The 25,199-nt window shown below is 41.7% G+C and carries 19 protein-coding genes and 1 riboswitch; of the genes, 18 read left to right on the top strand and 1 reads right to left on the bottom strand.

Annotated features, from left to right (window positions below; all coding sequences use genetic code 11):
- Positions 1–400: 400 nt before the first annotated feature.
- Positions 401–1,450, top strand: a complete 1,050-nt coding sequence (locus tag G601_RS0118335; protein WP_026666197.1) for a MetQ/NlpA family ABC transporter substrate-binding protein — start codon at positions 401–403, stop codon at positions 1,448–1,450.
- A 761-nt stretch (positions 1,451–2,211) separates the two neighbouring features.
- Here G601_RS0118335 and G601_RS26670 read toward each other — a convergent pair.
- On the bottom strand, positions 2,212–2,502 hold the full coding sequence (locus G601_RS26670; protein WP_207638068.1) for a hypothetical protein: 291 nt from the start codon (positions 2,500–2,502) through the stop codon (positions 2,212–2,214).
- Positions 2,503–2,645: 143 nt separating this feature from the next.
- Here G601_RS26670 and G601_RS0118330 point away from each other — a divergent pair, with 143 nt between their 5' ends.
- The 17 genes from G601_RS0118330 to G601_RS0118245 all read left to right on the top strand — a co-directional run bounded on the left by G601_RS0118330 (position 2,646) and on the right by G601_RS0118245 (position 25,183).
- A complete protein-coding gene (locus G601_RS0118330; protein WP_026666196.1) occupies positions 2,646–4,964 on the top strand; it encodes a putative bifunctional diguanylate cyclase/phosphodiesterase in 2,319 nt (772 codons plus the stop codon).
- 156 nt (positions 4,965–5,120) lie between these two features.
- Positions 5,121–5,348, top strand: a complete 228-nt coding sequence (locus G601_RS0118325) for a hypothetical protein (protein ID WP_026493201.1) — start codon at positions 5,121–5,123, stop codon at positions 5,346–5,348.
- Positions 5,349–5,830: 482 nt separating this feature from the next.
- Positions 5,831–6,937 carry a hypothetical protein gene (locus G601_RS0118320; RefSeq protein ID WP_026666195.1) on the top strand — a complete coding sequence of 369 codons (1,107 nt, stop codon included), beginning with the start codon at positions 5,831–5,833 and terminating at the stop codon, positions 6,935–6,937.
- Between the two features lie 286 nt (positions 6,938–7,223).
- Positions 7,224–7,307, top strand: a riboswitch (cyclic di-GMP riboswitch).
- Positions 7,308–7,437: 130 nt separating this feature from the next.
- Complete coding sequence (locus tag G601_RS0118310; RefSeq protein WP_026666194.1) at positions 7,438–8,553, top strand: hypothetical protein; 1,116 nt, start codon at positions 7,438–7,440, stop codon at positions 8,551–8,553.
- Between the two features lie 23 nt (positions 8,554–8,576).
- Positions 8,577–9,668, top strand: coding sequence for a hypothetical protein (locus G601_RS0118305; protein WP_026666193.1), 1,092 nt, complete (start codon positions 8,577–8,579; stop codon positions 9,666–9,668).
- A gap of 70 nt (positions 9,669–9,738) precedes the next feature.
- On the top strand, positions 9,739–13,947 hold the full coding sequence (locus G601_RS0118300; protein WP_026666192.1) for an Ig-like domain-containing protein: 4,209 nt from the start codon (positions 9,739–9,741) through the stop codon (positions 13,945–13,947).
- A gap of 3 nt (positions 13,948–13,950) precedes the next feature.
- Positions 13,951–14,754 carry a PP2C family protein-serine/threonine phosphatase gene (locus tag G601_RS0118295; RefSeq protein WP_026666191.1) on the top strand — a complete coding sequence of 268 codons (804 nt, stop codon included), beginning with the start codon at positions 13,951–13,953 and terminating at the stop codon, positions 14,752–14,754.
- Between the two features lie 16 nt (positions 14,755–14,770).
- Positions 14,771–16,477: a serine/threonine protein kinase gene (locus G601_RS0118290; protein WP_026666190.1), complete on the top strand. Its 1,707-nt coding sequence runs from the start codon at positions 14,771–14,773 to the stop codon at positions 16,475–16,477.
- A gap of 3 nt (positions 16,478–16,480) precedes the next feature.
- Positions 16,481–16,924, top strand: a complete 444-nt coding sequence (locus G601_RS0118285; protein ID WP_026666189.1) for a hypothetical protein — start codon at positions 16,481–16,483, stop codon at positions 16,922–16,924.
- Positions 16,925–16,944: 20 nt separating this feature from the next.
- Positions 16,945–18,000, top strand: a complete 1,056-nt coding sequence (locus tag G601_RS0118280) for an AAA family ATPase (protein WP_026666188.1) — start codon at positions 16,945–16,947, stop codon at positions 17,998–18,000.
- Between the two features lie 18 nt (positions 18,001–18,018).
- Positions 18,019–19,761: a DUF6382 domain-containing protein gene (locus tag G601_RS25420; protein WP_051206029.1), complete on the top strand. Its 1,743-nt coding sequence runs from the start codon at positions 18,019–18,021 to the stop codon at positions 19,759–19,761.
- Between the two features lie 24 nt (positions 19,762–19,785).
- Positions 19,786–20,502 carry a prepilin peptidase gene (locus G601_RS0118270; RefSeq protein ID WP_026666187.1) on the top strand — a complete coding sequence of 239 codons (717 nt, stop codon included), beginning with the start codon at positions 19,786–19,788 and terminating at the stop codon, positions 20,500–20,502.
- Between the two features lie 14 nt (positions 20,503–20,516).
- The gene (locus G601_RS0118265) at positions 20,517–21,875 is read left to right on the top strand and encodes a WG repeat-containing protein (RefSeq protein WP_196808922.1); all 1,359 of its coding nucleotides are present in this window, start codon (positions 20,517–20,519) and stop codon (positions 21,873–21,875) included.
- Positions 21,876–21,885: 10 nt separating this feature from the next.
- A complete protein-coding gene (locus G601_RS0118260; protein ID WP_026666185.1) occupies positions 21,886–23,124 on the top strand; it encodes a CpaF family protein in 1,239 nt (412 codons plus the stop codon).
- A 14-nt stretch (positions 23,125–23,138) separates the two neighbouring features.
- Entirely contained in the window at positions 23,139–24,017 is an 879-nt protein-coding gene (locus G601_RS0118255; RefSeq protein WP_242834451.1) for a type II secretion system F family protein, read from the top strand.
- Positions 24,018–24,030: 13 nt separating this feature from the next.
- Positions 24,031–24,900 carry a type II secretion system F family protein gene (locus G601_RS0118250; protein WP_035791067.1) on the top strand — a complete coding sequence of 290 codons (870 nt, stop codon included), beginning with the start codon at positions 24,031–24,033 and terminating at the stop codon, positions 24,898–24,900.
- 70 nt (positions 24,901–24,970) lie between these two features.
- Positions 24,971–25,183, top strand: coding sequence for a Flp1 family type IVb pilin (locus tag G601_RS0118245; protein ID WP_026666182.1), 213 nt, complete (start codon positions 24,971–24,973; stop codon positions 25,181–25,183).
- Positions 25,184–25,199 lie beyond the last annotated feature (16 nt).

Below are 25,199 nucleotides of genomic sequence, written 5' to 3'. Positions count from 1 at the left end.
GAACAACTAAACGGCGGAAATAAGCTGAAATAGTTGTCCGAGCAAATAATCGGAACAACTAAACGACAGAAATATGCAGAAATAGTTGCTTACACAACCTTCTGGCAAGTCTATGCAAGCTATTTCTAGTCTTTACGCTGGTGATCTAATTTGTTCGCGGATAGACGCAGCGCCCACCGGGAGAGTGTTCCCGCGAGCTATACCTACAACCCCAAAATAGGCGTAATTTCGCAGGCTATAAGTTTTTCTTATGCGAAAAAGCGTCTTTTTTAATTGCTAATATAATAAAAGTGGTATATCATACACATATTGAAAAACGCCTTACGGAGACACGGCAAAACATCTGGGTTATGTTGAGATGGTTTCCACAAATAGGCTTAATCAGAGGAGGACATGATTTATGAAAAAGAAAGTTTTAACAAGCATTATTCTTTCAACAGTTCTGACATTCGGAGCACTTACAGGATGCGGTTCTAACGGTGCTGCTGATTCTGCAAGCGATGCAGCTTCAACTGAGGCTGCTGAGGCAGAGAGCACAGAAGAGGCTGCTGAGGCAGAGAGCACAGAAGAAGCAACAGAAGCTGAGAGTACTGAAGAAGCAACAGAGACTGAGAGCACAGAGGAAGCTACTGATGCTGAAGGTACTGAGGAAGCAGCAGGCGAGATCGTTGCTCCTGCAGATGGAGACAACAAGATCACTGTTGGTGCTACACCTGTTCCTCACGCAGAGATCCTTGACAACATTGTTAAGGAAGTTCTTGCAAAGAGCGGCTGGGAGCTTGAGACTGTAGTATTTAACGACTACGTTCTTCCCAACACATCACTTGAAGAGGGCGAGCTTGACGCTAACTATTTCCAGACACTTGGTTACATGAACCAGCAGAACGAGGACGCAGGTCTTCACCTTACAGCAGTAGCTGGTGTTCACATCGAGCCCATGGGCATCTACTCAGAGAAGTACACATCACTTGAGGAGCTTCCGGACGGCGCTTCAATCGGTATCCCTAACGATCCCGATAACGCTGAGCGTGGAATCGATCTTCTTGTTCAGAAGGGTCTTCTTACTTCAAAGGGTGACTACGGCACAGATGACAACTATACAGAAGATACACTTTCAAAGGATACAGAGGCTAACCCTCACGGCTATGTGATCACACCTCTCGAGGCTGCTTCACTTCCTTTATCACTTCCTGATCTTGATGCAGCAACAATCAATGGTAACTATGCTCTTGAAGCTGGCCTTCCTGAGTCACACCCTGCACTGGATATCGAGGAGTTCGATGATGAGACAACTATTAAGAGAACAAACTTCCTTGTAGTTAAGGACGGTTCTCAGGATTCTGACAAGATCAAGGCTCTCGTAGCCGCTCTTCAGTCAGATGAGGTTAAGGCTTACATCGAGGAGACATATAAGGGCGCTGTTATCTCATCTTTCACAGATGCTCAGTAATAGATAATAGTATTGCTGAATAAAAATAGTAGAAGCCACCTCATCGGATAAATCCGGGCGGTGGTTTTTTATGCTTTAAAGTGTTTTTAATAGTTGTTGCTTCGCGGAAATGGCCTTAGTGAGGGCGTTACGTCTATTCGCGAACAAATATAGGAGTAGGATGAATGGGATGAAGAGTGTGCAAAGATGAGTTGAGTCAGTAAGGTAGTAATGGCTTATATCGGTTACCTCGCGGGAAAGCTCTTCAGGGAGGTGTTGCGTCTATGCGTGAACAAATATCAAGATAGGATGAACGGAATGAAGAGTGTGTAGAGATGAGTTGAGTCAGTGGGCCAGGGATGGCTCTCATCGGTTACCCTGCGGAAAGAATAATTAAAGATGAGTTCAGTCAATAAGCCCGGAATAGTTCTTGCCGGTTACCTCGCGGAGAAAAAGGGCAGTAATGAGTTACGTCTATCCGCGAACAAATTGGATCACAGGCGTAAAGGCAGGAGAAAAACTGAATGATGTGTTACGTCTGAAGGCAGGAAATTCACCCCACCGGGCGAACGCCCAAAAAGTACACCGACACTCGTTCATCCAGAATAATAACTAGTTCGCGGATAGACGTATCACCAGCCGCCACGCATCTCCCGCAGAGGAACACAAAAATCAAGTCAAAACCATAAGACAAACAAAAATTCATCCAGAATAATAACTAGTTCGCGTATAGACGTACTACAAGCCGCAACCCACACCCGCAGAGGAACACAAAAATCAAGTCAAAACCATAAGACAAACAAAAATTCATCCAGAATAATAACTAGTTCGCGGATAGACGTACCTCCAGCCGCCACATACACCCCGCAGAGAAACAATCCACACCACCAGCTGCCACATACACCCCGCAAAGAAACAATCCACACCACCAGCCGCCACATACACCCCGCAGAGGAACAATCCACACCACCAGCCGCCACATACACCGCAGAGAAACACAAAAAAACAGGCCAAAGCCCCAAATGATCAAGATTTCCCCAAATCTCAACAATTCCCCCAAAATAATTAATCATAAGTTTATAAAAAGATTATCATTTCGTGAATTTGTATATGTTAACATGATAAGTAGAGGGAGTGCCTGTTGTTATAATGAAAAAGCTTGAATAACCACCTGGCATACAAAAATAAATGAAATAAAACAGGCACATTTTGGGTTATGGAACTGAGCAAAACGAAGAAAACTCTTATATTTATAGCAGGATTCTTCTATCTGCTTACAGCGGTATTTACCCTGGTTGACAATAAGCTGGGGATCGAGGCAGGTGCACCGATAGCTACGTTTATGGTGTTCCTTGTTTTGATGTCCAATTTGAAGGATCTGGGGCCGCATAAGTACTCCACTGCATTCATGGGAATAGGATTCCTTGCTATAGATATTTACTATATATTCAGATTTCTGAATCATTATGTGATAGACCTGAGCGCATATTCTGAAGTAATCGGAATAGTCTATCTTACGCCCAGTTTTTTCTTTATGCTAAATGAGACAACCTTCCTGATATATAAGCTGTGTGGCAGAAGGCGCGATTTATCGCATCTTTTTGCCAATTGTTTTACTGTGTCCATAATCGGATTTGTATTCATATACAAATTCTTCTGCCAGAAGGTAGGGACTATTCATAATTTGAAGGAGCTCATATTACTTCTTCTGATATTCTCTGCATTCTATGTAATCATGATGTGTCTGCAGACCTTCCACATGGTTGGTAACAGCAATGTCCGCCGGGGAACTCTGGTCATCACTGCGGCCATGTTCATCTATGAAATAATGGATATCCAGTATATTTTCACACAGGCAATAGGTGGATTCCCGGATGATTACTTTGCAGATCTCATTTACATGGCTCTTTTGATATTCATGTCAGCAGGAGTTACCATACAGGCCACAAGAAAATATAGCTTCGAATTCACGGGCTGGTCTTATGCAACAAGGGCCACCAGAGTGCGACTGATAGCATCGGTGATAGGTGTTATTGTGGTTGCCATACTTTTTATTATTGGATATTTGTCACGATCAGAGGCATCCTACATTATTATCGTGGTGATGGCCTACATGATAATGACCTATATCCTGAAGGCCGATAACCTGGGCGATGAGCTGCTTGAGCATGAAAAAAGGCAGAATGCAATGCTCGAGGAAAAAATCGACGATCAGACCAGGAATTTAATAGAGGCTAATAAAAAGCTTGAGTTACTTTCTTCTACTGATCTTCTTACAGGACTTTATAACCGCTGGTATGCAGGCAATTACCTCAAGGAATTACAGGAAAAGACCTACATATCCGGGAAAAAGTATCTGTTTTTTGTAATAAATCTGAATCACTTCAAGCCTGTCAATGACACCTATGGACATGAGATGGGAGACAGGGTTCTTGAGGAGCTTGGAAACAGAATGAGAGAGCTCCCTGATGAGTATGTAAGCTTCAGAATGGGCGGAGATGAATTCCTTATCATTCTGAAGGCTGACGCTGAGCTCGAAGATCTTGACCCTATTGCTGAGCACATAAGAGAGCTGTTTATAAAGCCTATCCAGTTTAGTTCCTATGTGTTTAATCTGTCTGCAAGCATCGGAATCTCAGTATATCCGCAGGATTCATCATCTATGGATGAGCTTCTTAGATATGCTGACACGGCAATGTGCTTTGTTAAGCATAGCGGAGAGAAGGACAGCTACAGATTCTTTAATTCGGGACTTACCAAGATCATATCCACACAGGCTGCGATAGACAGAAGACTGCGCACGGCCAAGACAGACAGAGATTTCGTCCTGTTCTACCAGCCTCAGGTAGATGTCAGGAAGAAGGAGATAATTGGCGCGGAGGTCTTCGTGCACTTCAATAGAGGGCTCGAGGACGTTTCGCCTATAGATATTATTGATGCCGCTGAGAAGAGCGGATTTATGGGAAAACTGGGAGAGTGGATCGTTAAATCCTCTGTCAGCCAGATTGCTGAGTGGAATAAAAAATACGGAAAATCAATTTCACTTACTATCAACATGTCACCGCTGCAGCTTATAAATCTGCAGTTTGAAAATATGCTGCAGGAAACAATGGAAACCTACAATTTCCGGCCTTCTATGCTGACACTTGATGTGACAAATGCTGTAATAATGGGCGCATCCAATTCTGCAAAGCTTGCTATGATAAAGCTTCATGAGGATGGCTATCGCCTTTCTCTTAACGACTTTGGCGGAGATGATATCAATCTCTCATTTGTTCAGGATTGTGGAATAAACGGAATCAAGCTTTCAAGATCGCTTGTCACCACATCCGTAAAGGACAACAGAGCCAAGCAGCTGGTAAAAACTATCCTTGCTCTTGCTGAAAATCTTGGAATATCAGTAACTGCTGTCGGCATCGAAAACGAGGAGCAGTCATCCAATATGCAGGGCCTCGGAGTAAATGAATTGCAGGGATCTTTCTATGGAAAACCTGTAGTTGCCGAGGAATTTGAAAAAATTATCAGTGTAGAATGAAATAAAATTAGTGTGTTGGACTTTTGTTGGACAGACCCTGTTAATATGATTTCATAAGATACAAATAACCACTTGAAATCATGTGATAAAACTGTGATACATATCCTGATAATATGACAATGTAAGAAAGATAAACATCGCAGAGGGGTAACAGATATGAAAAAAGGAAGTGCAGTTAAGAGAATAGCATTCGTACTTGCAGCAGTTGCAGTGATCGCAGGAGCAGGCCTCAATGGACATATGACAGCAGAGGCAGCCAGAAAAGTTAAGACACAGATGATGGAGATCACGTGCCCGCACTGCCATAAATATATAACAATAGATGTTCTTAAGGATGATGTTGAATGCACAAAGTGCCACAGCAACATTCACATCGATGGTTGAATCGCCATAAATAAATATGTGTGCCAGAGAAAAATAACCTTTTTCTTTTTTGCATATGTGCTTTCTGGCGATGAGCCAGAAAGCCTCCTCCCGTTTTATACAGCTGCCTGAAAGGGCAGCTTTCTTATTGTTTTAAAATATCTCTTTTTTATAAAAATTACAAAATAATTACAAATGTTGAAATAAATGGTTGATTTTTTAAAAATATACTGTATAATTTCTTCTTGTGAGGGACCTTACAATTGAAGAATGATAATTGACTGTTGAATAATCGCGTGGGGACTAGAGCATTATTCAATGTTTTAAGGGGAAATCATTTGGGAGCAGATATGCTTTTTGTATATTTGCAAAGTTTTAAATCTTAAGGAATTATTAAAGATGAAATGGCTGCAAAGTTACGGATTTGTCCGATGATTTTGTAGCTAATTTTTTTCCCCGCATTCCTTCAGTTGTAACAATCTTTAATTATATGGAGGAACGGTATGAAGAAAACACAGATTCAGAGAAGAGGAATTCTTCTGTCCATGGCACTTCTTGCAGGAATTTCAACTATTACACCTGCATATTCACTTAATGCAAAGGCATACGTGCAGACAACGGCTAATCAGGATGAGACCTACACAATCACCAACACAGATACAAATGATTCCTGCATTTCTAAAAACAAAGAGGATCATTTGTCAAATGCTTATATTAACTCGGATATAACTGCAAAGACGATCACGACAAAATCCTATGATGAATTAAACAACATAGATCTCTATACAACCTATGATGTTGCGAAATACGGTAACTTTAGAACTGATAAGGGTGAACTGAAAGTAAAGGTCATCGAGAAAAAAGAGAGCAATTACGAAAAATCAAAAATCTATGTAAATGGTACTGATGGGAAAAAGTATTGCAAGAATGTTTTTGGCAATAAGCAGGAATATAGCGATGCGGTTGTAGCAGAGGCAGAGAAGACAAACAAGTATCATGCTTATGGCGAGTATTGTATCAGATTCTATACTAAGAAACCCGGAAAGTACAAGTTTTCTTATGATGCGCTTGATTCTAATGGCAATGTGATAATCACTAAAACAATCAAGGTAATTGCCAAGGAGGACGGCGATCCGATTAAGGAAGCCAGCTTTGCAGGTAAAAGATTTTACGTCAGTGGAAACAGCAGGCTAAATGGCGCAACTGAGGATCTCTATTCTTCAGTAAAGGATGGAAATTATACAAAGAAGAAATCAGGAAAGCTCCAGATTACAATGAACAAAGGCTTCAAATTGAGAAAGATTGAGGTTGGTCATGTTCCGGTAGCATACAAGGAAACAAGTACAGTTGATGACTGGGCAATTGTTTCAAAGGCTATTGAGTGGAGCGAGGTTAATAATGGTAAAAAGATAAGACTTAATACCATTGATGCAGGTGGAAGCTCATACGACAAAGATAAGAAAAAGGCTGCACCTGAGGGCTATAGAATCAGAACCTCTGAAAGAATGAAGCAGTATGCTACAACATATATTCGTGTAACTTACTATGATAAGAAGAATAAGACAACAGAGCGTGAAACATTCAAGATAAACAAGCTTATAAATAAATAATATGAAGAAGGCGGGATTTTTCCGCCTTTTTGGAGAACCTTTTGAATACATACAGTGAAATTGATGCTGATGTGGATAATATGATGGAAAGAGAAATTTACAGAAAAACAATAAAAAACTGAATGATAAAAAATTACAAAAAGTTACAATTATTAAAAATATTTATTGCAATTTTGTAATTTTCATGTATAATTCTTTTTTGTGAGGGGACTTACAATTGAAGGATGATTATTGACTATTGAATAATCGCATGAGGGAACATAGCATTATTCAATGTTTAAGGGGAAATCATTTGGGGCAAACATACAGTGATGTATGGACGCAAAGTTGTAAATCTTGGGGAATTATTTAAGATGGTTTGACTGCAAAGCGACGGATTTGTCCGCTGATTTTGCAGTCATTTTTTATTTCATTGTGAATATTTTTTCCTATCTTGTTTATTACGTTTGTTACGTAATCCCTCCTTCAATTGAAATATTCTTAAATTTTGGAGGAGTGGTATGAAGAGAGCACACGTCAATCCCAGAAGAGTTATTCTTCTGTCTGCATTCGCGCTGTCATTATCAGCAGCAGTTTCGGTAAATTGCCCCATGGGGTATGTCAAAGCATACGTAGAAGAAACCAGAAATCCCAACGGAACCTACACTTACACGGATAGTGATACCAATGAGTCCGTAACAACAATGATTAGAGATGGTTACGCTGATACATATATAGGTAAGGAGGAGGCGGTCTGCGAGATAGAGACGAAGTCCTATTACAACGTGCTGACTCTTTACACAACACTGGATGTTGCAAAATTTGCAAATTTCAGAACCAACAATGGCAAGCTCAAGACTAAGCTGATGTACAAGCATGAGAGTAATTACGGTCTTGATAATGCCGACACAAGTTCCTGCTGGATCATCGGAACTGATGGAAAAAGATATTACAAGGATATTTACGGAAACAGGAAACAGTACAACGCTTCCACAGAACAGGAAATATTAAAGACAAATAAATATAAGGCACACGGAAGCTACAAGATAAGACTTTACGCAAAAAAAGCCGGAAAATATGAATTTTCTTACGATGTTTTGGATCACAACGGAAATGTAATTACGACAAAAACCGTAAAGATTGTAGCTAAAGAGGACAATGATCCCATTAAGGAAGCAACCTTTGCAGGTAAGCGTTTCTATGTGAGCAATGCCGGAAAACAGAAGGGACTAAGGAATGACCTGTACGAAGGCAAGGGCTTATATAACACAAAGAAGTCCGGCAAAGTAAGAATAACCATGAACAAGGGCTACAAAATCAAAAAGATCGAGGTTGGCTATCAGCATGTAGAACGAAGCAACGGCAGCACAGAGGATAAATGGAGTAATAAGTTTGCTGATGTTGCATGGAGGACAATTAAGAACGGCAAGAAGATAAGGCTTAATAAAGAGGATGCGTATCCATATTTTGACAGCTATGAGAGAAAAGCAAATACAAAGGCACCGGGAGGATACGACATCTATTCTGATGAGAACCATGGTCAGGGCTCGACGACATATATCCGCGTTACTTACTATGACAAGAAAACCAAGACAACAGGGCGGAAACAGCTTTCTATCAACAGACACATCAAATGATACATGGAAGGTGAGATACGAGTATGAACATGACAGGAATAATGAAAAAAGCAGTGCTGCTTTCAGCTGCAATAACTATTACACTTACAGGTTCATTTAATGCTAAGGCTTATTCAACAGTGAACTGGAGTGATCAATATAAAGGGAATGTTTTTTACAACAGCGATACAAATGATTCATGTGTCGCAAAGGATACCGCTGATCACGCAGCCAATGCTTATGTGGCTGATCAGTTAAAAGCAAAGACCATAACAACAGGTTATTATGGCGCAGGAAATATCATAACAATCTATACGCCCTACGACGTAGCGAGATTTGGTAATTTCAAAACCAACAAAAAAGCCTTGAAGCTCAAGGTTACTGAGAAGCTTGAGGATAATTATTCAGAGTCTGACAGCTTCGTCAGCGGAACAGATGGAAAAAAGTATTGCAAAGATATTTTTGGAAATAAGCAGGAGTATTCCGCAGAAACTATTGCAAAGGCAGAGAAGACCAATAAGTATCATGCTTATGGAAAATACAGCATAAACTTCTATACCAAAAAGGCCGGTACATACAAGTTTTCCTACGATGCCCTGGATCATGACGGCAACGTTATAACAACCAGGACCATCAAGGTGGTTGCAAGGGAAGACGGCTATGCGATAAAGGAAGCGACCTTTGCGGGAAAAAGATTCTATGTCAGTGCAAATAGCAGATATAAGGGAAAAGAAACCAATCTGTATTCCAGTAAGGATGGAGCATACACAACAAAGAGCTCCGGCAAGCTCAAATTCAAGATGAATAAGGGCTTTAAGATCCAGAAAATTGAAGTGGGATATAACACAGTAGGATACAGAGATAACAGTACAACTGATAGCTGGTCAATCCTTCCAAAGGGAACTGTGTGGACTGAGGTGAAAAACGGCAAGAAGATAACACTGTCCACAACAGATGAGGGTGGTCCCAGTTATGAGAAGACAAAGAGATATGATGCTCCTACGCAGCAAAAGATCAGAAGTACAGAGATTCATGAACAGCGTTCCACAACATACATACGAGTCACATATTTAGACAAACGAAATGGAACGACCAAAAGAGAGATGTTTACTATTTACAAGCTTATAAATAAATAATCGTTTGGGGGAAACTAAGGAATTTTGCGGTAGATGCAGGATTCACACATTATTGAGGAGTCATTTGGGGATGAAAAAAATAAATAGCAGGATTGCATTAACATTAGTGCTTTTTCTAATTGTTGCAAACACAAAGATAACAGGAGTTAGTGCAGTTTCGGAAAGATCTGAAATAATCACCGCTGACTTTCAGGTTATCGGTGAGGATGCAGGAGCTGATATGGAAGAAAGCGGCGGAAATGCTGAGAACGAGGAGCCTTCAGACGAAGGCGGTGAAGCCGAGACACCCGATAAGAAAGCAGCATCTGCACCGTTATCGGTTGAGGATACTTCTTCGCAGGATAAGATCACTTTCTACTATGACGGAGAGGAACTTGTTCCGGATAATGGCAAGATGATCATTCGCAAGGGCAAGGAATTCTATGTTTCGATAGAGTCAACCAAGGGGATAAAGGTTGAACCTCAAAGTACGGAAGAGCAGACAAACGATAATACCCACAAGTATGTGTTTGATCTGGCTCAGGGCAACCATAATATAACAATAATCCTGTCTGAGAAAAAAATCACAATTGGGGAGAATGGAGATCTGAATGAAGAAATAGTGGAGTATCCATACTATTACAGCGTTGTATGTCAGGATGATACCAAGATTCCGGACATCAGTGTTTCTTCAGATCTTTTCAAGGGCAATAACATAGTCGCTTCAAAGGATGGAAAGAGCTATCTCATAGATGGAGCCTTCTGCCTGTCAGCAAATGTTAAAGACACCCAGAAGATGAAAGGCTTAAATGTAGTCGATGAGACAGAATATGCTTCAGGTGTAAAGGAAGTAAAGCTTTTTGCCAGCAAGCTGACACAGGACGGAAAACAGGAAAGCTATGACCAGGTGATAACAGGTGACAATGGTCAATATGATTTCCATTTTCCTTCGGACGGCGAATACTACATTGACCGCATCGAGGCGTGGGATAACAAAAATCCCGGTTCTTCGGTATTTGATATAAAAAAGACAATATATGTAGAAAACTTAAGCGAGCAGAAGACGAATTATACGCTTTCTGCCGGAGCATGGAGTTTCTACAGACAGGATGGAGACGAAAATAATGATGATTATCAGGGAGCCTGGTATTCATATAACAAATATAACGATGGAACTCTTGTTGTTACTGTAAAGTTCCATACCTATGGAAAGGTTGATCCTGATTATTCATTAAGCTATGGCTGTGATGTGGTAGAGCCTGCAACCAAGGCTCCTGACACAATAAGCAATGTCAAAAACGAATATGTTTTAACATATAAATTCGATGCCACAAAGGATCAGGATAAATTATATACATTCAGCTATTACCGTTTTGATGAGTGGGATAAGAAGAAAATAGATATTCCGATTCGCATTGATAACACAGCTCCTAAGGGAACCTTTAAGGCGAACTTCTTCGGTAATACTGATAAGTATTTTGTAGATATAACGAACGTTGAAAAAGAAACAAACGGTGAAAACACAAGCTATACATATAGCATTACAGCAGCACAGGGTCAGGTAGTTACCAAGGATGACAAGTTTGCTGTAAATGTTACTTCAGCTGATGCAGAGGATTCGGGATCGGGAATTGTGAAAATGCTCTGTAAATACTCAGTTGATGGAGCCGAGATTCCGGAACCCATGGAGGGTGAGGTCAATAAAGATGGCACAGTCAAGGCCGGTAAAGCGATTGTTTTCGAGGAAAGCAAGTATTCAGAGCATACCTTCGTAATAACCAGTGTTGTTCTCGAGGACCGGGCAGGAAATACTTATGATCTGCTTCCCGATACAAAAAATGATGACGTAAGCTACGAAATTGATTCACTCTCACCCAGGATTGATGAAGCATATCTGGGAGATGCAGTTTTCATGGATCCGGATGGAACAATGTATTTCAAAAATGCATTCTCCAACCAGATTGGAATCACGGATAAGAACTTTGACAATGCAGAGGTACGTGCTGTAGGAGACGGATTAAAGCCTTCCTTCTCAAAGAAGAAGGGCAGCGGCGGCGAGACCAATGTCTATAAGCTCGAGTTCAAGGATGACGGACGTTACGAGTACTACATAGAGGCAACTGATAAGGTTAAGAACATTACTCCTGCGGACGACAAGGAGAAGAGTGCTTCAACCAGAAAGGTCGTAATCGATTCTTCCAAGCCCAAGATCGATATCAAGTACGTGTCCTCATCAGGAAAAGTCAGCGCGGATGCTGATACCGAGAACTATACAAACAGCGATGTTTCAGTGGTAGTTACAGTAAAAGAAGCAAACATTGCAGACAACGGTATTTCGGTAGAGATATCCGGAGAGGATTTAAAGGGCGGTGATAAGAGCCATCACCTTTCTCTTTCGGATTTTGAGACAGATGGTGAAAAATACGTTGCTACCTACAATATCACCGAAGAGGGTAAATACTCAGTAACTGCTACAGCAACTGATAAGTGCGGATACAATGCTACAGCAGATGCAGGAAAATTCATCATTGATAAGACAGAGCCCAAGGTTACAGTAAGCTTTGATAATAACGAAGCGGTAAATGAGCACTATTACAAGGCTGCACGAGTAGCAACCATTAAGGTCGAGGATCTGTCCTTTGATGAAGGCAGTGTAGAACTCAATATTGATGCTCTGGGAAATGCTCCCTCTCTTAGCGGATGGTCAGGATCTGAGGGTGAGCACACAGCAACACTTGATTTTAGTCAGGACGGAAAATATAAATTCAGCTTCTCATGTGCAGATAAAGCGGGAAATTTATCGGACACCTTTGAATCTGAAGAGTTTATCATCGACAGAACTGAGCCTAAGATCAAGATCGATTTTGATAACAATGCTGCGGAAAACGAATTCTATTACAACAAGGCTAGAACAGCCACTATCGATATCGAGGATATTTCCTTTGATGATAAGGCGGTTCAGGTGAAACCTATTGAAGGTGAGGAGTGTGATGCACTTCCCGAGGTGGGAGCATTCTCCGGCGGAGACACCAATCACAAGGCCAACATATCATTTGCAGCTGATGGAAAATACGGCTTTGAGGTTACCTGTAAGGACCTTGCAGGCAATGAATCTGAAAAGGTTTCAACCAAGACCTTCATTATCGACACAACAATGCCGGAGGTTACGATTACCGGAGTTGAAGATAAGTCGGCTAACAATGGCGAGGTTGCACCGATCATCACTTACATGGATAAGAATGTTGACACCAACAATTCCGGTGTTACAGCAGTAGGAAAGAATAACGGAGATATCTCAGCTTCAGCATCACTCACAAAAGTTGATGATGGCTACAGAGTACAGATAGCCGATTTTCCTCATGAGAAAAAGTACGACGATGTATATGTCATCACAGCCAAGGTAAGAGACCTTGCAGGTAATGAGACAAATGATGAGATCATGTTCTCCGTGAACAGATTCGGATCTGTCTATTACATCGATGATAATACTGAAAAGGTTATAGAAAATTACTACACAAACGAAGCACCTGAGATTTCCATAACAGAGGTCAACATCGATGAGCTGGAGTGGAAAAATGTCAGCGTGGGACGAGACGGTGATGTAAAGGAGCTCAGATCAGGAAAGGATTACACAGTATCCGAAAATGAAAATGAGAAATCCTGGAACTCATTTACTTACACATTGAAGCCTGCAAATTTTGAGAAGGACGGTAACTACTCAGTTGTTATCTCCTCCAAGGATAAGGCCACAAACGAGCAGGACAACGTGGTAAAGGACAAGGAGATCGAGTTTGCGGTAGACGGTACTGAACCCGGAATTGCGGTATCAGGACTTGAAGATAACGGAATCTACGAGGAAGAAAGTCATCCGATATCCTTCAATGTAACGGATAACATGGGCGTGACAGGAGCCACAGTCTATGAGAATGACAAGGTTCTGGCTGAGTATTCCGAGGAGCAGCTTAAAAACGATGGATTTACAGAGCAGATAGTTCTGGATGCACTGGATAAGAGCCGCAATATCAGAATTGTATCAACCGATGTTGCAGGAAACGAAAGTGCAATGAAGTTTGACAATGTCATCGTTTCACTTAATGCAACTGCAGTTAAGAACTCTGAGGAAGAGGCAGAAGTCCTTGGCGCTAACAGAGACCAGGAAGGCGAGGAAAAGGAAGCAATCCCGAGGAACAAGCACATCCCGGTAGTTCCTGTCGCCGGAGGCTCAACCGCAGCAGTTGTGGGCGGCTACGCACTCTTTGAGTTCCTGAAAAAAAAAAAATCTTTAAGTAAAGACAGGTAGAGCATGAACATTTTTACAGGTGTTAGAACAGATACGGGAACCACGAAGGACCTCAACCAGGATTCATGCCTTCTGAAGGTCGCAAGAATGGTGGACGGAAGACGGATAAGTCTCGCGGTCATCTGCGACGGAATGGGAGGTCTCTCCTGCGGAGAGATGGCAAGTACGGTATTTGTCAGAAGGATGGAGAAATGGTTCTACGAGGAGCTGCCGGAAATATTATCCCAGAAGGCAGTGACAACCCAGCTGGATAACGGCGAGGACGAGAACAGGATATGGGCCAATGTTCAGTACAGCTGGAGCAATATCGTATCGGATATGAACAGGGAAATCGCCGGGTATGGTTCCAGCAGAGGAATAATGCTGGGGACGACAAACGTTTCACAGCTGATCATAGATAACAGATATATAGCCATGTGGATCGGAGACAGCAGAATATATGAGACTTCGGAAAAAGGGATAAAACTCCTGACCCATGACCACAGCCTGGTACAGCATCAGATTGACAGAGGTCAGCTCTCTGAGGAAGAGGCGAAGACCAGCAATCACAAGAGTGTACTTCTTCAGTGCATTGGGGCATCGGAAGAGGTAAGACCTGATTTTATTACAGGCGAGATAGATGATGATGTGTCATACATCCTTTGCTCAGACGGACTTTGGAGAGAGCTTGACAGGGAGGAGCTGCTTACTATTTCAAGGGAAAACAGCAGCCTTAACGCAAGCGCTGATAAGATGATAAGTCTCGTCAAGCAGAGAGGGGAAACAGATAACATCACTGTTGTCCTCATAAATTGTAAAGCGGCATGAGAGGGATAACTTAGAAATGGTTGGAGTTGGAAGTCTTGTAGATGGAAAATACAGAATTCTACATAAGATAGGCCAGGGAGGAATGAGCACCGTTTATCTTGCACTCAACGAGAGGGCAGGTAAGCAGTGGGCTATCAAGGAAGTAAGAAAAAACGGTGTTTCCAATTATCAGGTGGTACGACAGAGTCTGATAGTGGAAACAGAGATGCTAAAGAGCCTCTCTCATCCTTATCTTCCAAGTATCGTGGACATTATCGATGAAGAAGACAGCATTCTCATCGTAATGGATTATATAGAGGGAAACACATTGGGAAAGGCGCTTGAAATCTACGGCGTGCTCTCCCAGGAATATGTAATAGAGTGGGCAAAGCAGCTGTGTGATGTACTGGGATACCTTCATACCAGAAAGCCCGCCATCATATACAGGGACTTAAAGCCGGACAACATCATGCTTCGTCCGGACGGAACAATAACACTTATTGATTTTGGAACAGCCAGAACCTTCAAGGAACAGAACGTATCGGATACCACATATCTGGGAACCAGAGGATATGCGGCACCTGAGCAGTTTGGAGGATATGGGCAGACTGATGCAAGAACGGATATCTACTGTCTGGGAGCAACACTTTATCATTTGGTGACAGGCAGGAATCCATGTCAGCCGCCCTTCGAATTCTTTCCCATAAGGGATATTAATCCGCAGCTGTCACGAGGCCTTGAAAAGATCATTGCAAAGTGCCTGAGGAACAATCCCGATGAGAGATATTCCTCCTGTGCTGAAGTGCTCTACGACTTAGAGCATTACAAGGAGCTGGATACTGTTTACAGGAAAAAGGAAGCGCGAAAGGTTTTTTCATTTGGGATGTGCGCTTGCCTGTCAATTTTCTGTGCAGGCAGTTCTGTTTACACCAGCGTAAAGGCGAAGGATCTTGAAAAGAATTCCTACAAGAAAATGATCGTGGAGGCTGAGGGAACGGACGGCGCACCTAAGCAGGCCGCAACCTATCAGGAGGCCATAACACTTAATCCTTCTGAGCCGGATGCTTATCTGAAGCTGATAAACAGTGTGTATCTGGCGGATGATAACTTTTCACCCGAGGAGGACCAGGAGCTTAGGACGATACTTATCACACCCTATGATGACAAAAGGACCTTCGAAGATGTTCTTATGGAAAACAAGGCAGGCTATGAGGAGGTCGCCTACAACATAGGACTTGCTTATTACTACGACTACAATGAGGACGGCAACAAGGCCATGGCAGTTAAATGGCTGGGAGCGGCAGCAGGCTCTGAGAACCTCGATGAAAATAAAGTGGTGCGTGCAGAGAGACTTGGAAAAATCGCTGAGTACTATTCAGAGCTTGGAAGAGTCAATAAAACAGGAGATCTCAAAGCCGATTATCTCGGATATTGGGATGACCTTAAGTTCATAACAGAGGGAGATATAGCAGAGATAGATAACACCACCACAGCACTGATGATATACAAGGAAATGGTAGGTCAGATCAACACCCACTCAATTGACTTCGTCAAGGCGGGAGTTGCGAAGGAGGATATGACAGGGCAGATAAAGCTCATAGAGACTGCTCTTAATGAAAAAATCCTTGTCCGTGAGGATGCAAAGAGCGAGAGAGTCACAGGGCTTATAGCGGAGCTTACGGATGGAATAGAAAAGGCGAAGGGCGCCGTAGAGAGAGCCTATAAATCATCAGCAGGGGAGTAATGCATGACAGATGCAAAAACACTTATAGAAACAATAAACAGATACAATCAGCTATCGATGATACTGCTTGCGATGGCAGTAATGCTGATGGTTCTGTCAGTGATCCTGTGGCATAAGCTGAACATCAGGAACTCGCTCAGAGTCCTTACGGGAATGGGCGCGGGAAGAGCCGTTGCAAAGCTGAGAGCTGATACCGAGAGAGATGGAATTCACCAGACGGAGAATTTTGACAAGGTATCTCCGGTCATCACCTGGAGCTCACTGTCAGGGCAGATGGTACCACAGCCAGCGCCGCAGATACAGCCCGAAGAGGCGAGACCTGTGGAGCAAAGGAACATTGCGTCCGGTATGAATTTTAATATAAACAAAAATCCTGCCTCAGTGGTTTTTGTAGTTGAACAGGATATTGTATACACAGCAATTTCAAATGTGAATTATGCACAGTAGGAAAAGTTTGGAGGGACTATATGAGATTTAAGGTAGCAATTGTAGATAAGGACAATTTATATCTACAGAGAATCGCAAGAGTTTTCAGTGAGAAATATGCGGACAACATGGATCTGTACTCATTCAGTTCACTGGAGGCATTTGAAAACAGAAATGTGACAGCCAGATTTGATATGGTGCTGTACGGCGAGGGAATCATTCCTGTTGAGGATATACCCAATGGCCAGCATGCAATGTACCTGGTATCACAGGCGGACATCGATAAGGTGGAAGGCGTATCAGCCATCTGCAAGTATCAGAAGCATGAGATACTTTTCAAAAAGATAGTCAGCTTCTGTATCGATCAGGACAACACAAACTACATCAAGAAGAACGTAATGGGCAACGCCTGCAAGGTAATATTGGTAGCAGGAGCCAGCGGTGGAAGTGGAACCACAACAGTGGCGACAGCCCTTTCAAGATTCTATGCAAGAAACGGTAAGAAGGTACTTTATATCACCTTCGAGAAAAATCCCGCAACATCACTTTTCTTCGGATCAGAGAGTGAGAGCAGCTTCAGCGATGTTATCTACATGCTCAAGAGTAAGAAGAGTAACATCATCAGCAGACTTGAGAACATCGTTCAGAGAGACGAGACAGGAGTTTATTTTTTCAATCAGTGCAAGACCATTTTTGATATGGAAGAGCTCACAGACACAGACAAGAAAACTCTCATTGAAGAGATCTGCTCCTTTGGCGAATATGACTACGTTATCATGGATGACTCCATCACCTGCAACAAGTCAGGCTATGCCATCTGCGATTACTCAGACTACATCGTTCTGGTATCAGACGGCAGCAAGCTGAGTGAATTAAAGCTTGATCAGATCAGCACGGTTATCGGAATCTGGGATGCTGAGAAGGATGCGAGATTCAGACCTAAGGCAAGAGTGTTCTACAACGGAAACTTAAATCCGTCAGAGTCCGATGAAGATCGTTTTGTAATAATGGGAGCCGCTCCGAAGTTCGAGGGACTTACAGAAAAGGGAGTATCCGAAAGAGTATCAGAGCTTGGCGTGTTCCAGCAGTTAGCATGACGAATGAGGTGAAAAGGTATGATTACATTTAAAACAGAGACTGAAGGTTTTGAAACATATAGAGTTTGTGAGATAGAGGAAAACGAAGCACTTGATACAGTGGCTATCGGAATGCTCAGGAACAACCATATCAAGGGACTTGCAAGCCTTGCATATTCCAGAATGAACGACAAGAGGGCTCTCAGATATAACGTATCCTCCAAGATATCCCTCAAGCAGTTTTTCATGGGAAGGGTTGATAAAAAGAGATTCCTCACAGTTGTAAGAAATATCGTAGGTGCAGTTGATATCCTTACAGATTACATGATGGATAAAAATCAGCTTATCACCGATAAGAGTGAGATATATGTAAATGTCGGAACACTTGATGTTGAGATGCTCTACTGTCCACTTCTTAAGGAAAACAAGGAGCTTGATCTGACTACACTTGTAAAGAGTCTTATCACAGAGACAGAGTTTGAGAAAAATGATGGCGAGTATGTGGCAGAGCTCATCAACTTCCTGAACAGACCCGGCGGCTTCGCACCGGCTGAGCTTAAGGAATATATCGATACACTTCTTGGAAAGCCGGTTGTTAAGAGAAATGCAGATCCTGCTCCTGTAATGGAGACTGCTCCTCAGGGACAAAGTCTTCAGAGTGCTGCGTCCATGAATATGCAGGGCAGCATGGGAGCTGCTTTCACAGGAAATAGCAGACCTTCCTACGCAGGTGGGGTGACAGGGCAGCAGTTCCAGGCACAGCCCACATATGCGCAGCCATCTTACGCACAGCCTGCATACGCGCAGCCTGCTTATGCACAGCCTGCAAATGCAAAGCCTCAGAGCGCTGTAGTAAGCCAGCCCTTTGCAGTACCGGGAATGCCTGAGGGAATTCAGGGTACAGTTCCTGTTCATACAGAGAAGAAAAATATTTTCTCACTTTTTGGTTCAAAGAAGAAAAAGGATGATACAGATGAAAACGCGGCTGCCAAGAAGGAAAAGAAGGCAGCAAAGTCCAAGGCATCCAAGAAGAAGTCCAAGGATGTTGTCACACCTGAGGGAATTGTTATCCCCGGTGTGCAGGAGAAGGGAAGTCTTCCACTTCCGCCAAAGCCCGCAGGAGCAGCTATCAGACAGGATGCTTCAGCTTATGCAGGAATGCTTAATTCGCAGCCTCAGATGCAGGGTGGAATGCCGCAGTATATGCAGAGCAGTCCTCAGCCTGTGATGCAGAGCAGACCTGAACCTCAGGTTCAGCCTCAGATGCAGCCCCAGGTTCAGCCCACTTATGTATCACAGCCTGTAATGAACCTTGCTAAGTCTGCATACTCACAGCAGCTTGGCTTTGGACATGGTGATAATAATACGACACCTTCAATGAACACAGTTCTTTCCAGAGGCCCCGAGACTACAGTTCTTGGTGGCTCAATGAACAAGGCAGGAGAGACAAGCGTTCTCGCAGAGGGCTACAACACCATGGAGAAAATGAGAAGACCCTATCTCATCAGAAAGAGGACAAACCAGAAGATAGATATCAGCAAGGATATTTTCAGAATCGGAAAAGAGCAGTCCTATGTTGACTACTTCGTAAATGATAACTCTGCAATCAGCAGAAGCCACGCAGACATAGTTAAGAGAGGCGATGAGTACTTCATCATCGATAACAACTCCCTTAACCACACCTATGTAAATGGTGAGCAGATTCAGAGCCAGTGTCCTACACCTCTTAAGGACTTCGACACAGTAACATTAGCCGACGAGTTCTTCGAGTATAGGCTTTAAATTCCGGGGAAGGAACGAATAAATATGGTTATTAGAATGGCCGCAGCGGCAGTTTTTGCCACTGTGTGGAGTATTTTTTGCACTTTTTTAGTAAAAAGTGAACTAAATAAAGTATATAAAAAGTTGTTATCCGGTGAAAATGACACCGAAGATAACACCGAAAAATCACCTGTCGAAGATAAAACCTTCAACAAAAAACAACAGATCACCTTCGGAATAATCACCGCAGTTCTGAACATCCTGTTATCTCTGGTGCTGGTATATGTCTATAAAGATACACCGGTTGCTGAGCATATAAAGAGACTTGGCCTTATCGGCATTATCGAGGTGGCAGCAGTAACTGACAGAAAGTACAACCTCATACCCAATGATCTCATCAAGGTCGGACTTATCTTCAGGGCACTGATGCTTATCTGGGAGATATTCCTTTTCAAAATGGATGTGCTCTCAATCCTCATCTCTGATGGTGTGGGCATCCTTGCAGTTGTGATAATCGTCGTTCTGTGCCTCCTCTTCATGAAGGGAAGCGTTGGAATGGGCGACCTTAAGCTCATGATGCTTATGGCATTGTGTCAGGGGATTGATGGACTTGCTGCTTCCGGAATGCTTTCACTTATAGCTGCCTTTTTTGCTGCTATTTATTATCTCATTACTAAGAAGAAGGAAAGAAAGGATTCCATGGCATTTGCACCATTCCTTGCTGTAGGAACATATTTAGGAATCTTTTTAACAGGATTATAGGAGTAGTAATGAAAATGAAGGGTTTAGATGATTATAAGAAGCTGGCACCAATACTCATGGGAGTTCTTCTTGTAGGAAGTATCTATGGTCGTGTTGATGCAGCGCAGGAAAAATCACTTACATATTCTGATTATGTTACTGAGGCAAGGAATTTCAGAGATGGGAAGATATACGCAACATCTTATGAGAAATATCAGGAAGCATTAAAAATGGATGAGTCGCTGAGTCTTTATTGCGAGACAGCGGAGATGCTTTTGGAAGAAGGCGATACTTATAAGATAGAGAACTTATGCAAAAAGATTACTGATAAGTATCCGAATGAACCGGCAGGCTACGAATATCTGATCAGTCATTATAAGGATATCCAGGATTATAGCGGATGCTTTAAACAATACGAGATTGTGAAGAAGCGACACATAAAGTCTGAAGACATAGAGAACATAATCGCAAGTATCAGATATGAGTACAGGATTGAGCCACATCGATTTGAGGAAATCTCAGATTTTGCATCCGGATATGCAACGGTTTATGAAAATGATAAATGGAGTCTGATTGATGAAAACGGCAAAGAAGTACTGAAAAATCCCTACGTTGATATGGATGCCTGTAATGGCGAATTTGTAGCTGTTACTGATGAATTTGGTGAAAGCTATTTTATTGATCTCGAAGGCAACAGAAGGTTCAATTACCCGAAGGACGTTGACGTAAAGAGACTTGGAAGAATGTATGAAGATATTATTCCTGTCTACACAAATGGAAAGCTCTTTTATTACACAGCGTCAGATGGAAAGCAGGTGCTTGGTCCTTATGAAGACGGATATGGATTTGCCAATGGTGTAGCAGCTGTGGAAGACCAGGGTAAATGGTATCTGATCACTCCTGATGGAACAAAGATTACTGAAGGCTACGAGGGATTCTACGTAAATACAGCAGGTGGTGCCGTTTTTGATAAAAGAATTTTTGCTGACACAGGAAGCGGATATGTGATGCTTAACGAAGAGCTTAATCCTGTAACAGATGCAAAGTATGAAGATGTAAAAGGCTTTGTGGAAAATACAGGCGAGGAAGAGGATTCAGAAGAGAAGAAAGAATCCTACGCTGCAGTAAAGGTTGATGGAAAATGGGGATTTATAGACAGGAATGGTAACTATATCATAAAGCCCCAATACGAAGATGCATGTTCCTTTAGTTGTGGACTTGCTGCGGTTTCTGAAGGCGGTCTGTGGGGATATATAGATGTTAATGGCAGATGGGTAGTAGAGCCATATTTCAGAGAAGCAAGAACCCTCAACAGTAAAGGCTGCGGTTTTGTGGTAGAACCGGAAGAAATAGGTTGGAGCGTAATAGAATTCTGCGAATTTAATTACAATTAGAGGTTAAAAAATGACTAATGAAGAAATGCTGGATTTCGTAAAGGAAACAAAACTTTACGTATATAACAACTTTAATCTGAACGGAATGACAGATGCGGAGCTGGAAGAAGCAGTTGAAAATCTCATCGAAAAACAGGTTGAAGATATTTATATTCCGCTGGAACAAAAGGCACTGATAGTCCAGCAGATTTATTCCTCAATCAGAGGATTTGGAATTCTTGATACGATCATGGCTGATGATGCCATCACTGAAGTTATGATAAATGGTCCTGATGATATTTTTATCGAGAAATCCGGAAAGCTGCAAAAGCTGAATCAGACCTTTGAGAATGAGAGACGTCTTGAGGATATTGTACAAAAGATTGTTGGTATGGCAGGAAGAGAGGTCAATCAGGCTAATCCTATTGTTGATACAAGACTTCCTGACGGATCCCGTGTAAACGTGGTTCTTCCTCCAATCTCGAGAACCGGAGCTATTGTCACCATCCGAAAGTTCTCTAAAACACCTATGACTATAGAGCAATTGATCAAGTTCGGATCTATCACTCAGGACATAGCCAATATTTTAGAGAAGCTTATACATGCAAAGTACAACATATTTATCTGCGGAGGAACGGGATCAGGTAAGACAACATTTTTGAATGCTTTGTCCAATTATATTCCTAAGGGCGAAAGAATTATTACTATCGAGGATTCAGCAGAGCTTCAGATAACAGGTGTTGATAACCTTGTAAGTCTGGAAACAAGAAATTCCAATTCGACTGGTGTTGGACAGATTTCTATAAGGGATTTGATCAAATCTTCCCTTCGTATGCGTCCTGAGAGAATTATAGTCGGTGAGGTTCGAGGCGCTGAGGCGCTTGATATGCTTCAGGCCATGAATACAGGTCATGATGGTTCGCTGTCTACAGGTCACGCCAACTCAACAAAGGATATGCTGTCGAGATTAGAGACCATGGTTCTTCAGGGAGCTGAAGGCCTTCCGCTTCAGGCTGTAAGACAGCAGATAGCATCAGCTATAGACATAATAATTCATTTATCAAGATTAAGAGATCACTCCAGAAAGACAATGGAGATTACTGAGGTAATTGGTTATAAGGACGGCGAAATACAGCTTAACCCATTGTTTGTCTTTGAAGAAGATGAAAACAGCACAATGGAGCATGTATCGGGTTCGCTTAAAAGGACAAGCAATCCTTTAAAGAATGATTTTAAACTGCGTCTCGCAGGTATATATGAAGATTTTTAATGAGGAATTTGGTAATGAAGTTAGATATGTTTGGAATATTTGGGAAAAAAGAAGATAAGGAATTAGAACCACAGTATTACATGTCCAGAACAAATATCAGGACGCTCAATTACAAGGTTTACTACATGAATAAAATTGAGAAAGTTCTGTATTTCCTTGCGGCTTTTATAGTTGGAGCGCTGTGTGGATATTTGTTCTACGGAGGTTTGTTTCCAAATGATTTTGGAGAACCTACTACTGCAACACACATAAGTAACGTGATAATAGCTTCGATTTCCGGAGCTATTGCGGGATTTATTTTCCTCCCTATAAGGGTAAAGCAGATTATAGATAAAAGGCAGAGGATCCTTAAAAGACAATTCAGAGATATGCTTGAGAGTTTATCGACTTCGCTCGGAGCAGGTAAGAACGTAAATGACAGTTTTGAGGCAGTGGCGCAGGATATGCTTCTTCAGTACGATGCGGAAGACTTTATAAACAATGAGCTTAAGGTGATAACTTCAGGTATTCAGAACAACCAGGAAATAGAAGTACTGCTTTATGACTTTGGAAGAAGAAGTGGTGTTAAGGATATCGTGATGTTTGCGAGTATTTTCAGAATTTCATACAGAAAGGGTGGAAATATAAAAGAGATCATCATGAATACGAACACTATTATGAAGGATAAATTTGATATCGCAGAAGAGATTGAAACGGTTATTACTTCCAATAAATCTGAGTTATACGCAATGATGTGCATGCCGGTTATCATGGTGGCATTGTTCAAAGGCATGAGTTCTGATTTTGGAGAAAACTTTGCAACTGTAGCAGGTGTACTCTCAACGACAGTTGCGCTGGTTTTATATGGTGTTGCATTCAAGCTTGGAAGGCAAATCATGAACATCAAGATCTGAGGAGAGAATAAGGATGTTTCTTAGTGTAAAAGATTATATATTTTTTGGTCTTGCAATTTTAAGTTTTGGATTTTGGCTGTACTTATTCTTTCTTGGGAAGAAGTACCAAAACCTGTTTGATGGTCTTGAAGAAAAAGAATATCCCATGAAGGACTTATATGGAATGGGGTATGCATTTCTCGAATTGATCCACTATCCATATCGATTTAAATGGGATAGAAAACTGAAAAATTATTTAGGAATAATGTATACGGATAAATATGTTGAATACTATATTCGCGTTATTTATTCACAGACTGTAACTATAGTTTATACGGCGATAGTGCTGGCTATTTTCTATGGCACATATCTGGGAGAAACATCCCAGGTTTTCACAATTGGTTTTTTAGGTGTTGCTCTCGGAGTATATTTTGTAACTCTTCCAAAGATAAAGATAGACAAAAGATCAGAGGAACTGATTACTGATTATGCGGAGGTTGTTACTAATCTCGCACTGTTAACAAATGCAGGAATGATATTGAGAGAAGCATGGACTGAAGTTGCATATGCAAGTAATGATGAATTTTATCTTGAAATGCAGAAGGTAGTTGATGATCTTAACAATGGTATAGGAGAAACTCAGGCCTACACCGATTTTGGAATAAGATGCGTAATTCCTGAAGCTAAGAAATTCGCATCTACAATAATTCAGGGAATACAGAAGGGTAATAAAGAACTTTCTATGAACCTGCAGGAACAAAGCGCTGAAGTATGGGAACAGAAAAAGCAGCTGGTTAAGAGAAAGGGTGAAAAAGCAGCCAATAGGCTGATAATCCCGGTATTCGTCATGTTTATAGGTATCATCATAATGGTAATTGTACCTATATTCGCTAACTTATTCTGATCATTTTCCCTGATCCGGACAGGGTTTATGATAAATAAATTTTTAATTATTTTTAGAGAGGAGAAAATATATGTATTTAAAGGTTTTAGACGCAGAATTTGCAGTTAAGAGAGCTCTTAACAAGGTATTCAGAGAGGAAAATGGTGATGTAAATATCATTTCAACAGTAATCCTTATCGGAATTGCAGTTGTACTTGCAGGAGTATTCAAGGATAAGATTAAGCCTCTTGTTGAGCAGATGCTTGACACAATTACAACTAAGGCTAAGGCACAGATTCAGTAATAGTGTATCACTAGGC

The sequence above is a fragment of the Butyrivibrio sp. FC2001 genome, assembly GCF_000424125.1.
In the GTDB taxonomy this organism is placed as follows: domain Bacteria; phylum Bacillota; class Clostridia; order Lachnospirales; family Lachnospiraceae; genus Butyrivibrio.
The sequence above is the reverse complement of the archived record's forward strand: the minus strand, read 5'-3'. Positions and strand labels throughout refer to the sequence as shown.

Coding starts and splice junctions, on each gene's coding strand:
- G601_RS0118280 (WP_026666188.1), top strand. CDS start 16,945: ATGAGATTTAAGGTAGCAATTGTAGATAAGGACAATTTATATCTACAG.
- G601_RS0118245 (WP_026666182.1), top strand. CDS start 24,971: ATGTATTTAAAGGTTTTAGACGCAGAATTTGCAGTTAAGAGAGCTCTT.
- G601_RS0118290 (WP_026666190.1), top strand. CDS start 14,771: ATGGTTGGAGTTGGAAGTCTTGTAGATGGAAAATACAGAATTCTACAT.
- G601_RS0118265 (WP_196808922.1), top strand. CDS start 20,517: ATGAAGGGTTTAGATGATTATAAGAAGCTGGCACCAATACTCATGGGA.
- G601_RS0118285 (WP_026666189.1), top strand. CDS start 16,481: ATGACAGATGCAAAAACACTTATAGAAACAATAAACAGATACAATCAG.
- G601_RS0118325 (WP_026493201.1), top strand. CDS start 5,121: ATGAAAAAAGGAAGTGCAGTTAAGAGAATAGCATTCGTACTTGCAGCA.
- G601_RS0118305 (WP_026666193.1), top strand. CDS start 8,577: ATGAACATGACAGGAATAATGAAAAAAGCAGTGCTGCTTTCAGCTGCA.
- G601_RS0118320 (WP_026666195.1), top strand. CDS start 5,831: ATGAAGAAAACACAGATTCAGAGAAGAGGAATTCTTCTGTCCATGGCA.
- G601_RS0118330 (WP_026666196.1), top strand. CDS start 2,646: ATGGAACTGAGCAAAACGAAGAAAACTCTTATATTTATAGCAGGATTC.
- G601_RS0118310 (WP_026666194.1), top strand. CDS start 7,438: ATGAAGAGAGCACACGTCAATCCCAGAAGAGTTATTCTTCTGTCTGCA.
- G601_RS0118250 (WP_035791067.1), top strand. CDS start 24,031: ATGTTTCTTAGTGTAAAAGATTATATATTTTTTGGTCTTGCAATTTTA.
- G601_RS0118255 (WP_242834451.1), top strand. CDS start 23,139: ATGAAGTTAGATATGTTTGGAATATTTGGGAAAAAAGAAGATAAGGAA.
- G601_RS0118300 (WP_026666192.1), top strand. CDS start 9,739: ATGAAAAAAATAAATAGCAGGATTGCATTAACATTAGTGCTTTTTCTA.
- G601_RS0118335 (WP_026666197.1), top strand. CDS start 401: ATGAAAAAGAAAGTTTTAACAAGCATTATTCTTTCAACAGTTCTGACA.
- G601_RS0118295 (WP_026666191.1), top strand. CDS start 13,951: ATGAACATTTTTACAGGTGTTAGAACAGATACGGGAACCACGAAGGAC.
- G601_RS26670 (WP_207638068.1), bottom strand. CDS start 2,502: ATGATTAATTATTTTGGGGGAATTGTTGAGATTTGGGGAAATCTTGAT.
- G601_RS0118270 (WP_026666187.1), top strand. CDS start 19,786: ATGGTTATTAGAATGGCCGCAGCGGCAGTTTTTGCCACTGTGTGGAGT.
- G601_RS25420 (WP_051206029.1), top strand. CDS start 18,019: ATGATTACATTTAAAACAGAGACTGAAGGTTTTGAAACATATAGAGTT.
- G601_RS0118260 (WP_026666185.1), top strand. CDS start 21,886: ATGACTAATGAAGAAATGCTGGATTTCGTAAAGGAAACAAAACTTTAC.